Source organism: Paenibacillus sp. IHBB 10380 (assembly GCF_000949425.1).
Classification (GTDB): Bacteria; Bacillota; Bacilli; order Paenibacillales; family Paenibacillaceae; genus Paenibacillus_AQ.
Window position 1 is genome coordinate 1747236 of sequence record NZ_CP010976.1, and the last position, 12430, is coordinate 1759665.

The following is a 12430-nucleotide window of genomic DNA, read 5'->3' on the forward strand; positions in this document are numbered from 1 at the left end:
ACCAACTTACATCAGGAGGAAGGTAAGGTCAATTATTAGCTCCGTTTAAATGTTTACAGCAGGTACCCTAACCACACAAAAAAACAGAGATTGGGGACTAGTATGAGTTGGTATGCCTTATTTGTAGAATCTGGACAGGAAGACATTGTACAGCAAAGCCTGCGCTCACAATTTAGCCACTGCATTCATAAAGCTGTAGTTCCCAAAAGAATGTTGCCGGAAAAAAGAAACGGGGTATTTTACGATGTTACCAAGAAAATTTTTCCCGGTTATGTTTTTATTGAAACAAGAATGAACCCCAGAATTTTTTATGAATTACAAAGGCTTCCCAAATTTTATAAGCTTGTAAGAAATGCTTCGTATCTTATACAAAGGGCTAACAAAGTTACTCATAATAAAGAGTTTCTCCATGAAATAGATAGTGAAAACGATCAATACGATGATCTTTTTACTTATATAGAAGACGCAGAAATGAACCCTATCATACAATTACTTAGAAAAGATGATACTATTCATTACTCTCAAGTATCTTTTCAAGGAAATTTTTTAAGCGTAAAATCGGGGCCTTTGGTCGGATTGGAAAATAGTATAAGAAGGATTGATAAGAGAAAACGCAGGGCAAAAATTGGTCTCAACATAATGGGGGTAGAGAAAACAATAGATGTGGGCATAGAAATCATGAATTCAGACTAACAGGCCGTATATAGCCAGCATTTTGAAAGCACAACTTCTCTTAGGTAGTCACATAGCTTGCGGCTTCGCAGGACACTATTTTAACTTAAAGAAATGGAGTGCTCTAATGATGAATCAGCGTGACTACATACTTCGTTTAATCGAGAGTTTGACAGAAGGTATTGCATTTATGCTGGGTTTGAAAAAAGAAAAAAAAGAAGAGCAAGCGTTGGAATATCTTAACGAACTGATGATTCAATCTATTCAACTTAATTCTAAGATGGTTAATTCATTAAGTGAAAGAGATCTTTTAGGAATGCTTTCGATTAATGGAGTTCTTCGGATGGATAGTGTGGCGGGTATTGCATTATTGTTAAAAGAAGAAGGGGATATATATGAGCAGCTTGGACAACACGAGACAGCAGGCAAACGCTTGCAACGCGCATTGTCTCTCATGTTGGAAGTTATGATAAGAGAGCCTGACTTGCAATTCATTAATATTCGAGATGAAACGGAACAATTAATTGAACGACTTGGCCCCAGCCTACCAACTAAAATAGAACGAAAGCGATTTAGTTATTACGAAGTCATCGGACGGTATGATCTTGCTGAAAATGTGCTATTTCATCAACTTAGACTATCAGCTAAATCGGATTGGCTACAGGCGGGGAAAGCACTTTATGAAAGATTGCTACGACTGAAAGATGAACAACTTGTAGAAGGAGGATTGCCGCGAGACGAAGTACTGCAATCCTACTCTGAGTTGACTAATATGTAATGTGAAAGTATTACTTGGTAAACTTACAAAGCTTATTCCAACTTGAATGATGAAGAGGAATAAGCTTTTTTTGCATGCAAATACGATGTTGAAGATAAAAAAGCTGAGTTAATCGGTGCGGGATTCTAAGTTCCCCCAACATAATCTAGCCGCGAGCTTCAACCCGTCATGAGGACCAACACTCCTTGAAGTGGAGCATGTTAACCATCGAAATATCAGTAAAAGAAAGAGGGTTAGCAACACAATAAGCTGACGCTATTATAGCGTCAGCTTATTGTATTGTTAAGAAGATTAAATATCCTGTTTACTCCTGCAATGTGGGATCGTTTGTATTCTGAGTTAGCGCCTTTCTTCCAATTAAATAATCAATGGATACTTGGAATAAGTCAGCCAATTGTGTAAGTGTTTTAAAGTCGGGTTTTCTACGACTCTTTTCGTAGTGTGACAATGCCGCTCGACTGATTCCGATGGTTGTAGATAACTCTTCTTGCGTCCATCCCTTCTTTTCTCGTAGCTCTGCAATTCGATTTTCAAAATTCATTCATCTTCCTCCCTATAAGCATCACAACTCTATAAACATAAAGGCATAATAACTACTTAATATGATACAAAATGTATCGTAAGTTAACAATACGAAAAATTGATACAATTTGTATCATTATAACGTCAACAACATATATACACAACTGAGTACTAGTTAAATTCTCTTATTCAACTAACTTTATCCGTTAGTTGAATAAAGTCGGTTGCATTAATTCAACGATTTAAGCAGGCCTTACGCCTGCTAATTTTTTTTATAAATGTTGTAACGAAACTATCCATAAACAAGTCTAATATATGACGGAGGTGAGAATGTGACAGATTTCGAGAATATATACAATCAATATTTCAAAGATGTTTATCGATTTGTATTGTCGTTAAGCAGAGATCCAACAGTCGCTGAAGAAATAACACAAGAAACATTTTTCAAAGCTTAAAACAGTATTCATCAATTTAAAGGTAACTGTAAAATCAGTGTATGCTTTGTCAAATTGCTAAAAATACATACTTTTCTTATCGTGATAAGCAAGAGCGGTTTACAACAAATTGTTCAACTGAAACAGCAAGTGAGAACTGTATCGAAGAATCGCTACTTATTAAGGAAGAAGCTTTCCGTATTCATAAGGCATTACATGGATTAAATGAGCCATATAAAGAAGTGTTTACTTTAAGGGTGTTCGGAGAACTGTCCTTTGCCCAAATAATCCAAATTTTTGAGAGAATAGAAAGTTGGTCTAGGGTTACATTCCACCGAGCGAAAAGAAAAGTACAAGACCTTCTAAGGGAGGAATAGTGTCATGGGACAAATATCATGTGAGATAATTAAAGATTTACTGCCATTGTATTATGACGAGGTGTGCAGCAAAGAAAGTGCCGCAATCGTTGAAGAACATCTTGCAGCATGCCAGAGTTGCCAAATGGATTTAGATTCAATCAAGGCAACTATCAGCTTACCTGAAGAAGTTGTTGAACAAAATTTTAAGGATAGTAATGCTTTAAAAGGTATTGCGATCTCATGGCATCGTGCTAAATTAAAGGCATTTGTCAAAGGACTCATTGGTGCGACGCTAGTGTCAATTGCCGTCATTGGTTGTATGGTGCTATTTCAATGGGATATTATGAAAGTAGCATCTGACGTTGTAGAAATTACCGATGTAAGCAAATTATCCAATGGCAGTATCGTTTATCATGTAAAGTTAACAGATGGTTATGGCGTAGATAGATTGAACTATGATATGGATGAAAACGGGAACTTTTATGTGACGCCGTTACGTCCAATCATCAAAACAAAGACTAAATTTGATATTGGTTTTCAAAATGAGTATTATACGTTAGGTGAAATTGAAAAAAAGATTTTATCGAGAAAAATATGGCGATGACGCAGAAGTAAAAGCGTTATATATCGGAACTTCAGATGATAATATTCTAATCTGGAAAAAAGGAATGGATTTGCCAGCAGCAAGGGATGAAGTTGAAGCAAACTTCCATGAATAATATGAGTAAGCGCATCACAAACACATAAATACCGCCAAATTGGTGGTATTTGTGTGTTTGCTATAAGGTGTAAAAGCGCTTTCACAAAAAAATAAGGGGAATCGATACATGAAGTCTAATGATACAAATTTTATACGACGATTACAGCGACAAGAAGAAGATGCATTAGAATTCATAGTTGATAAATATTTGCCATTAATCAAAGGGGTAACTTATAAAATTCTCGCTCCCCTTAACAACAATGGTGTCATGGAAGAATGTATTAACGATGTTTTCCTTTCAATCTGGAACAATTCGAAAAAGTTCAATGGAGATTCGAATGATTTTAAAAAATGGATTTGTGCCATTGCTAAATTTAAATCCATTGACTATTACAGAAAAGCTAGTAAGAAAGTGGAGTTCACCTCAGATTATATAGATTTGAATACAGGAAAATCAGCAGAAGATGAACTAATGATGTTGGAAGATAGAACTGAACTAATCACGCTAATCAATCAATTAGAGCCTGTTGAACGAGATATTTTTATCATGAAGTTCTTCCTAGGTTTAAATACTGAGGAAATATCAACAAAACTCGGTATGACAAAAGCCGCGATAGATAATCGGATTTATAGAGGAAAAAAGAAACTTAATAAAAATGCTATAAACCTTATGTTGGGAGAGAGAGGAATATGAAGGATATTTATGAATTATTAAATGATATAAACATAGACGAAACTGAATTTGAGGAAATCGAAGTAAATGAACTTGAGAAGGCTAAAGTGAAAAGTGCTCTAAAAAAATCATTAAGTATGAAGAAGAAAATAAAGAGTTGGAAAAAGAATGTTGCTGTAGCTTCCATTATAATCATCTTATCATGTACAACGTTCGGAATAACGTTCCCTGCTTATGCTAGTAGCATTCCTGTAATAGGAGACATTTTCAGCTTTTTGAATAATGGAGGAACTGGTTCAAGTCTTTATAATAATTATAAGGAACATTCCACCGAAATGAATGTGACAAAAGAAAGTAAGGGCATCAAAGTAACGATGAATGATGCGATTTATGATGGGAACACCGTATCATTAACTTATTCTATAGAAAGTGAACAAGATTTAGGCGAAAACCTCATGATCCATGGCAATCCAACGTTTGAAGAGTCCAAAGGGATGGCAGGCAGCTCAAAAATTTCGAAAGTGGATGAACATCATTATGTAGGCATTTATAATGCTACAAACTTAACTAGTAACATGGAAGATACAGTAAAAATAAAATGGGATTTAGACAGCATCTTCATTCAAGATATGCAGGAAGAGATCATAGGGGATTGGGAATTTGATTTTACTCTAAAAGCTACGGATAGCAGAGTGCAATTCATTGCTCAAAGTGCAGAACAAGATGGAGTAAAAGTAAATATAGAGAAAATATCTATCAACCCGATGTCTTTTATTGTATATTACGGCCAACAGGTTTCTGACGAGGTAAGAAACAAATGGCACGAGGTATATGTCGAATTAGAAATTAAAGATGATTTAGGGAATTTCTACTCTGGTGAAGGTAATGGAGGATTAGGCAAAGATTCTTATACGATGAGCTTGAGTAAAACATTCGAAAAGTTGGAACAGCATGCAACGAAGCTTATAGTAACTCCCCATATCACATTAAGGAGTCACAATCCTGATAATTATGGTTCTGTAGAAATAACGGAAAGTGGACCAAAGGAAATTCCAATACCAACAAAATCTGGTGTGGGGAAAGAAGACTTTGTATTACAAGACATCATTATTGAATTAAAGAAATAGCATAATATGCTGAAAGGACTGCCTTACTTACTAGGGCAGTCCTTTGCATTGTTAGAACATAAAGTATTACATTAGCCCAGTTTATCTACTCGAAGTATAGTATGGATAATCCATCTTTTCTTGAACTTGTTGAACCATATGAAATAAAAAGGTATCTGATCTAAGATCAAATACCTTGCCCAGGCGTACAGCGTTATGAATATGTGCTCCCTCGTGGTTATCTACGTTTACGCTAGTTGAACGTACCAGATATTTACAGTATTGTATCTGGAAAATTAATTTAAATCAAGGACAATTTCGCATTATATAGGAATAAGCGAACGTCCAAGAACACACGTTGCTCCGGTAACAAGAACGTTCATAATCATGTCTCCTTTATTTTACTGATTTTATCCGATGTAGTTTTGGGTTGCTGATATAGCAGACAAATAGAAGGCAACTTTTGTGACATTTGGGCTTCTTAAACCAAGGGTGTTATCGGTTGATTTAGCGTGTGGCACAGGCAGAGCAACCATTCCCTTAGCCAGTAAAATACAACAATAAAAAAAATTAAAAATATTGAAGACAAAATAGAGTTCTAATTCATAATCAGTTCTTTTGAAATTGGAATTTTATGCTAATCGTAGCGGAGTGGATGGAATTGTCGTGTAGAAGCGAAGCGTTCGCCTTTGCCCCTGAATTTTAACCGCAAACAGCGGTATATTCAAAAAATTTGGGGGCAACAGCGATCGGAAGGACAATCCATCCGCGTAGCGGTCATTTATCAGTACTATGAATGGATTTGTGATTTTGAATATTTACGAGGATTGGAATGAAACCCCTATAACAAATGATAGCTATGGAATGGTCTACATATGTAAGAAACGTAGGTATAATGGATAGGATCGTACGTTCGTAAAAAAAGAAGGCGTTACTCACAGGAATCGGACAAAATTCGGTATTTTGTGCTATAATGGACAATACAGCAAGGAAGAGAAGAGGACTTTTGCATGTCGCAAAGGTCCTTTTCTTAACGGAGTGGGGCCTTTATTATAAAGTGTTTACCGCAACGGAAAGAGAGGGGATTTTCCGCTTGAAGACGCTTGTTATCGCCGAAAAACCAGATATGGGACGTAATATTTCTGCCGTGATTGAACCACGTGCGAAGAACTCTCGTACTTATTTGGAAGGAGACAATTATATTATAACGTGGGCGATTGGACATCTTGTTGGCTTAGCAGAGCCTGATGCATACGATCCCAAATATAAGAGATGGAATTTTCGTGACCTACCGATCTTACCAGAATCGTTCAAAATTGTGCCGCATCCTAAAACAAAGGATCAGCTTAAGACGATTGGGGAGTTGGCTAAGCGATGTGACCGCATTGTCAATGCCTGTGATGCCGGGAGAGAAGGTCAGTATATATTTGCATTGATACAGCAACAGCTAGGCCTTAAACAGCCTGTGAAGCGGCTCTGGATATCTGATTTAACCTCAGAAAGTATTTCGCGTGGATTCAGAGAGTTAAGGGACGGGGCAGAATTTCATGATTTAACACAAGCTGCACGTGCACGGAGTGAAGCAGATTGGTTAATCGGAATGAATGCATCACGAGCTTTTACAACGCGTCATAACACATTACTGTCAGTTGGACGAGTCCAGACCCCTGTTTTGGCGCTCATTTATGATCGCCAGAAGGAGATTGAAGCTTTTGATTCGTTAACCTATTACGATGTCAAAGCGAATTTTAGGCAGGGGACGTTAGAGTATATGGGTTCGTGGCAAGGGGATCGACTAACTTCAAAGGAAGCAGCTGAGAAGATCTCTACCAAAGTGAAGGGGAAGAAGGGGACGATCGATAAGTATGAGGTGAAGGAGACGAAGGAGTATCCTTTTAAATTATATGATCTGACACTGCTGCAACGGGAAGCGAATGCTAAATACAGCTTCTCCGCTAAGCATACCTTAGATATCGCTCAGGCACTTTATGAGAAACATAAAGTGATCTCGTACCCACGTACTAACTCTAACTATGTGACAGAACAGAATATTGAGGGTATGCATAAAGCTTTACATATGCTGAAATCGACCTCATACAAAGAAATGGTAGAAGGAGCAGATGCAAGCCTTGTTCACAAAAACAACAAGTCAGTCTGTAATCCAACCAAGGTAGAGGATCACCATGCGATTCTACCAACACTGAAGAAGCCCGGCTCACTAAGTAAAGATGAGCAGCAATTATATGATCTAATCGTTATTCGATTCTTATCACAATTCTACCCACCTGCGCTATATAAGCAGCACACTGTCCTTTCCTTAGTCGAAGGAGAAACGTTCAAGACGGGCATCAAGGAACTGCTTTCATTAGGCTGGAAGGTTCTGATTAAGAATGAGAAGACGGCGAGTAAGTCGGGTAAGGGTGGAAAGAACGAGGAAGAAGATGAGAATGTAGAGTGGAACGATCGTGTCTTCACAATCGATAAGGAGCAATCCGTGGATTGCGTCGATAGTGAAGCGAAAGAGAAGGCCACACAGCCGCCGAAGAGCTTCACCGAGGGTACACTTCTGAAAGCTATGGAGAGTGCTGGGAAGAGCATTGAGAATGATGAGTTACGGGATGCTATGAAGGATAGCGGACTTGGAACACCAGCTACACGCGCGGCAACCATTGAGCGTCTTAAAAAAGTAGGTTATATTACGATGCAGGGGAAAAGAATAACGATTACCCAAAAAGGTAGATCAACGATTGAGTTGATTCGTCTAGCAGGGATTGAATTACTTACATCGCCAGAAATGACAGGTCAATGGGAACGTCGGTTGCATCAGATTTCTAAAGGGGAAGCTGCCTCTGAGAAATTTATGGATAATGTTCAGAAATTCACGATATCTATTATTGATAAAGTATCTACACAACGATCTGCCCCACCTTCCTTATTCGGTAATGAAGACAATGGGAAGCAGGAGAAGGGGAGTCGTGCTATTTCTACGGCGACGAGAAAAACATCCACATCTCCATCAACTAAGGCTGCTGCATCCTCAGTTCCAACTCAACCTGGAGAAAGACAGGAGTTAGGTGAATGTCCTAGAGAGGGTTGTGTAGGGCATATTATAGAGGGCCGTAAAGGTTATGGCTGTAATCGTTTTAAAGAAGGTTGTGGGTTCGTGATATGGAAGGAATATGAAGGCAAGGTAATCACGTTATCTATGCTTAAGTCACTACTGTCTTCGGGACGAACACAGCTGCTGAGTTTCAAAGATAGCGATGGGGAATCTTACAAAGCCCGTATTGGGTTAGAGGATCAGGCTACGGGTAAGCTTAGGCTTGAACTGCAGATATAGAATAAAAGTGGCTTATGACAACAACGGACCCTTAATTTAGGGTCCGTTGCTTAGTGTCATTTGTTATTTTATGTTGAATGGCCTCGGGAACTTCTTCAATAGAACCCACTGTATATAGAATGTGATCAGGTGTCTGTTCTAGATCTACAATGTTATACTCCCATTCGTTGGAAATTTTGATGTAGATACTGCATAATCCAGCGGTGAGTGCGGGGATCACATCGGTTCTAAGGGAATTTCCAATCATCCATGTGGATTCACGGTTGAAGTTCCCATTGCTAATAATTTGTTCAAGGCTACTCACGTTTTTATGTTCTCGAATATAGATTCGATCATCGAAATACATACTTAATTTCATTTGATCGATTTTCCGTTGCTGAATAGCCGTTTCCCCACCTGTATATAGGTAGAGATGATGACCCTTACTTTTTAAGGACTCGAGCGTCTCCACCATCCCTGGATAGGGCTCCACTTCTTGGTCATAAATACTTAGGCCGAGTTTATGAAGGTACACTTCTTCGAGACGATCCATTTTGCGGTTATATTTGTTGCTGAAGAAACGATAGGTTTCAATGAGAGAACGTGGAAAGTTTCCACTCTTGAATCCAACGTTATGGACAGAAGCAATGTCAATTTCGATCTGCTTTTTCCTGATGTCTTCGGTTGTTATTTCATGATCAGCGAACCATTCCTGAATAACTTCAACGAATTGCCCGAGTATGAGTCCAAAATACTTATTACAGTGGATGAGTGTATCATCCAGATCAAATAGGATTTGCTGCCTTGTATTCAAATGATTCACTCCTATAGACGAATATAAGATTCTAGAAATATTTGGAGTTCTGCTGCTCCTTCAGCTCGGATGCTAAATCTATCATTATTATGTTCACCTAGATGGATACGGAGTAGGCCAGCTACTCTTAGAATCATTAAGTGATGCATGAGTGTATCCACGGGTTGGTCCAATTCATGCTTCATATCCATCAGTGATTTAGGTTGTTCTCCGACATAGCGCAGTATACGTAGTCGCGTAGAATTAGAGAGTGCATAAGTCATACGTGTAAGGCACATCGGTGGTTCATCATCTATCTTTTCCGGTACATCTACGGGATATTGGATAAGTAGCATGCCAGTATAGAAACAGTATGTGTTTATAGGTCTATTATGAACAGTAGGGAAGAGAACAACCGTATTTAGACCCGGAATATCTTCAATGACCAATCCACCTGAAGCATATTCTATTAAATTCTCTGGGTCCATCTTACTCAAAAGAGTTCTTTTCTCAAGTGCATCTTCTTCAATTAGTGGAATAATTTCATCTTCTATTTCTTTAAAATAATGTTCATACCACAACTTGAGCACAGGTACGTAATCATCTCTGATTCGTCTGGCATCAACTAGCGCTAATGTTGGAAGATAAGGTGAGACCCTATCGAATAGCTCAATATCAGAAGACTTTAGTAACTGTTCTAGAAAAGCTTCAATGGAATTGCCATTATGTCTTTGACCAGCCCATACGTACAAGACATCATAGTCGGAGAAGGGCCAAGCCGATGCGGTAGCCAAAATCGAACGAATCTCTGGGTTGAGACGCTGCTCCACATTATGGACCCATCCAGGTCCCATATCTAAGTTGTCGACCCATTTGTTCGAGACATATACCATAAAGCTTCCCAGTAGTTCATAGATCGGGGATACATCTATTTTAACTTCATAGTTCATGTAATCCATACCTTTCCGTGAAATATTACACTTCTTTCATTATGCTTGTCCTGTTAGGGGTTGTCTACTATAATGTGTATAGTTTAAGGGGGACCGATTCGTGTCTGCAAATAACATCATGAGAAACAACATTGAAGACAATAAAGGAAGGCTACATTTTTTCGTTCTAATTACGGTAATTATCATCGCTGGATTAAGTCAGGGATTCCTGTTACCCGTGTTAGCTATATTTCTAGATCAGATGGGGGTATCGCCGTCCGTCAATGGTTTGAATGCTGCTGCACTCTACATGGGTTCGTTTGCTATGACTCTTGTAGCTGAGAAAGTACTTAGAATCATTGGTTTTAAAAAACTTATTGTGGTTGGTCTAGTTCTTGTTATGCTCCCACTGCTTGTTTTTCCATGGATTCCGAATGTGAATTTATGGTTTGTATTAAGATTCATTGTGGGTGTAGGAGTGAGTGCTTTAAATTATGCAGCCCAGTTGTGGGTGCTCATGGTGACTCCTCAGCGTAATAGAGGGAGAAACCTATCGCTTTATGGAATGTCTTACGGTTTGGGATTCAGTCTAGGCCCACTAGGTATCAAGTTACTTCTATATGGTATGGCTGTTCCATTTATTCTGATGAGCACTATTACATTACTAGTACTTCTGTTAGTTATAATTAAACTTCCAGATCAACGTCTAGAAAGATCACCTGATCAAGAACAGCAAAAGCATCGTTATCGTCGTAGTTACCGTATAGCATGGTATGCACTTATCCCTGCGTTTTTATACGGGTATATGGAAGCTAGCATGAATAGTAATTTTCCGGTATATGGATTAAATATTGGGTACAATGAGCATCAAATTGCAACCCTATTACCCTTTATCGGCGTAGGAGGACTACTGCTGCAATTTCCGCTTGGTTTGCTTAGTGATAAGTTGGGACGCAAAAAGATATTAATGATTTGCGGGATTGCGGGAGGAATTATTTTTCTAATGCTTCCTCTAATAGGTACTCACTATGTTGGAAGTATGATATTGTTGCTGATTGTCGGAGGACTTGTAGGTTCGTTTTTTTCTCTGGGTCTGGCTTATGCCGCTGATATTTTACCACGTGCTTTTCTCCCGGCAGCTAACGTAATCGCATCTGTCCAATTAAGTATAGGTAGCGTGGTTGGTCCTAATGTAAGTGGTGTTCTGATGCAATATGGTTGGAGTGGGGGCATGTTTATTTTGCTTGGAGTTACGTATATACTTTTTGGTCTAGTGGGATTTCGCTTCCGACCTAAGGAATCAGAACAAGAATGAATGTTCGCATAGAATTTAGGTGTCATTTCCAATACACTAGAGGAAAGGCACCCAGAGGAGAGTAAAATCTATGATTAAAGTTCAACATTTAACCAAGTTTATAGGTGTAGATAAAGTAGCTATTCTTCACGATATTAATATGGACATATTCAATGGAGAAATGATTGCACTTGTAGGTCCGAGTGGAAGTGGCAAAACGACGTTACTACGATGTCTAGCTGTTCGCGATAAATGGGACCAAGGGAATCTTATTGTAGATGGTGTGAGTGTAGTTGATACGGGGATAATTGGTAAAAGCAGAATCAAGCGTGAGAGGGCATACTTAGAACAAAATCCTCAGCTTAATCTGAGGAGGACAGCACTTAAGAATGTCCTTATTGGTCAGTCCAGTCAGACTCCATGGTGGAGGATGTTGACAGGCATGGTTCGCTCTGATGATTATATGGGGGCAATGGACGTTATTGAGAGCGTAGGCTTACTGGAGAAAGCCCATTCTAAGAGTGACCAGTTAAGTGGTGGTGAGCGGCAGAGAATCGCCATCGCACGTGCTTTGGTTCATGGAGCAAAGGTCATATTAGCAGATGAACCTGTGATTGGACTTGATCCTAAATCTGCGGAAAGTGTGCTGAGTCATTTACAGAAGTTATGTGAGGAAGATAAAGTGACGATTATTGCCGTACTTCCTCTAGAATTAGCAGAGCGATATGCGAGCCGAATGATAGGGCTTTCTGGCGGAAAAGTGGTATTTGATGTGCAGGGTAGACGTCTTACCGTGCGAGAGAAGAATATGCTCTAATATGCAAGAGCTATTTATAGAAAAGAGTGATAGT

General features: G+C 38.8%; 11 protein-coding genes and 1 pseudogene. 9 read left to right on the top strand and 3 right to left on the bottom strand.

Annotated features, from left to right (window positions below; translation table 11 throughout):
• The first annotated feature begins 102 nt into the window (after positions 1-102).
• Both loaP and UB51_RS07475 read left to right on the top strand, forming a co-directional pair.
• Positions 103-693 carry an antiterminator LoaP gene (gene loaP / locus UB51_RS07470; RefSeq protein WP_044876773.1) on the top strand — a complete coding sequence of 197 codons (591 nt, stop codon included), beginning with the start codon at positions 103-105 and terminating at the stop codon, positions 691-693.
• 106 nt (positions 694-799) lie between these two features.
• The gene (locus UB51_RS07475; RefSeq protein ID WP_044876774.1) at positions 800-1450 is read left to right on the top strand and encodes a DUF6483 family protein; all 651 of its coding nucleotides are present in this window, start codon (positions 800-802) and stop codon (positions 1448-1450) included.
• Between the two features lie 349 nt (positions 1451-1799).
• Here the strand turns inward: UB51_RS07475 and UB51_RS07480 are convergent.
• Positions 1800-1991, bottom strand: a pseudogene (locus tag UB51_RS07480) (helix-turn-helix domain-containing protein); the annotation flags it as partial.
• Between the two features lie 477 nt (positions 1992-2468).
• Between UB51_RS07480 and UB51_RS29390 the strand changes: the two are divergent.
• From UB51_RS29390 to UB51_RS07505, 5 genes are all read left to right on the top strand, one after another.
• Positions 2469-2783 (top strand): RNA polymerase sigma factor, encoded by a 315-nt coding sequence (locus tag UB51_RS29390; RefSeq protein WP_324607752.1) that lies wholly within the window; start codon positions 2469-2471, stop codon positions 2781-2783.
• Between the two features lie 4 nt (positions 2784-2787).
• Complete coding sequence (locus UB51_RS26300) at positions 2788-3369, top strand: zf-HC2 domain-containing protein (protein WP_052675796.1); 582 nt, start codon at positions 2788-2790, stop codon at positions 3367-3369.
• Positions 3370-3592: 223 nt separating this feature from the next.
• Positions 3593-4159 carry a sigma-70 family RNA polymerase sigma factor gene (locus UB51_RS07495; protein WP_044876775.1) on the top strand — a complete coding sequence of 189 codons (567 nt, stop codon included), beginning with the start codon at positions 3593-3595 and terminating at the stop codon, positions 4157-4159.
• Positions 4156-5265 carry a DUF4179 domain-containing protein gene (locus UB51_RS07500; RefSeq protein WP_044876776.1) on the top strand — a complete coding sequence of 370 codons (1110 nt, stop codon included), beginning with the start codon at positions 4156-4158 and terminating at the stop codon, positions 5263-5265. The genes UB51_RS07495 and UB51_RS07500 overlap by 4 nt, the downstream gene beginning before the upstream one ends.
• Before the next feature lie 1072 nt (positions 5266-6337).
• Positions 6338-8584 carry a DNA topoisomerase 3 gene (locus tag UB51_RS07505; protein ID WP_044879959.1) on the top strand — a complete coding sequence of 749 codons (2247 nt, stop codon included), beginning with the start codon at positions 6338-6340 and terminating at the stop codon, positions 8582-8584.
• A gap of 31 nt (positions 8585-8615) precedes the next feature.
• Here the strand turns inward: UB51_RS07505 and UB51_RS07510 are convergent, their stop codons facing one another.
• Positions 8616-9377 carry an HAD family hydrolase gene (locus tag UB51_RS07510; protein ID WP_044876777.1) on the bottom strand — a complete coding sequence of 254 codons (762 nt, stop codon included), beginning with the start codon at positions 9375-9377 and terminating at the stop codon, positions 8616-8618.
• A gap of 11 nt (positions 9378-9388) precedes the next feature.
• Positions 9389-10306, bottom strand: a complete 918-nt coding sequence (locus tag UB51_RS07515) for a winged helix-turn-helix domain-containing protein (RefSeq protein ID WP_044876778.1) — start codon at positions 10304-10306, stop codon at positions 9389-9391.
• A gap of 118 nt (positions 10307-10424) precedes the next feature.
• On the opposite strand from UB51_RS07515, the gene UB51_RS07520 reads away from it, so the two are divergent.
• Positions 10425-11600 carry an MFS transporter gene (locus tag UB51_RS07520; RefSeq protein WP_044879960.1) on the top strand — a complete coding sequence of 392 codons (1176 nt, stop codon included), beginning with the start codon at positions 10425-10427 and terminating at the stop codon, positions 11598-11600.
• A 70-nt stretch (positions 11601-11670) separates the two neighbouring features.
• A complete protein-coding gene (locus UB51_RS07525) occupies positions 11671-12396 on the top strand; it encodes a phosphonate ABC transporter ATP-binding protein (protein WP_044876779.1) in 726 nt (241 codons plus the stop codon).
• Positions 12397-12430 lie beyond the last annotated feature (34 nt).

Bases quoted from the DNA above. Each gene is read 5' to 3' on its own strand.
- loaP (WP_044876773.1), top strand. From the start codon at position 103: ATGAGTTGGTATGCCTTATTTGTAGAATCTGGACAGGAAGACATTGTA.
- UB51_RS07475 (WP_044876774.1), top strand. From the start codon at position 800: ATGATGAATCAGCGTGACTACATACTTCGTTTAATCGAGAGTTTGACA.
- UB51_RS29390 (WP_324607752.1), top strand. From the start codon at position 2,469: ATGCTTTGTCAAATTGCTAAAAATACATACTTTTCTTATCGTGATAAG.
- UB51_RS26300 (WP_052675796.1), top strand. From the start codon at position 2,788: ATGGGACAAATATCATGTGAGATAATTAAAGATTTACTGCCATTGTAT.
- UB51_RS07495 (WP_044876775.1), top strand. From the start codon at position 3,593: ATGAAGTCTAATGATACAAATTTTATACGACGATTACAGCGACAAGAA.
- UB51_RS07500 (WP_044876776.1), top strand. From the start codon at position 4,156: ATGAAGGATATTTATGAATTATTAAATGATATAAACATAGACGAAACT.
- UB51_RS07515 (WP_044876778.1), bottom strand. From the start codon at position 10,306: ATGAACTATGAAGTTAAAATAGATGTATCCCCGATCTATGAACTACTG.
- UB51_RS07520 (WP_044879960.1), top strand. From the start codon at position 10,425: ATGAGAAACAACATTGAAGACAATAAAGGAAGGCTACATTTTTTCGTT.
- UB51_RS07525 (WP_044876779.1), top strand. From the start codon at position 11,671: ATGATTAAAGTTCAACATTTAACCAAGTTTATAGGTGTAGATAAAGTA.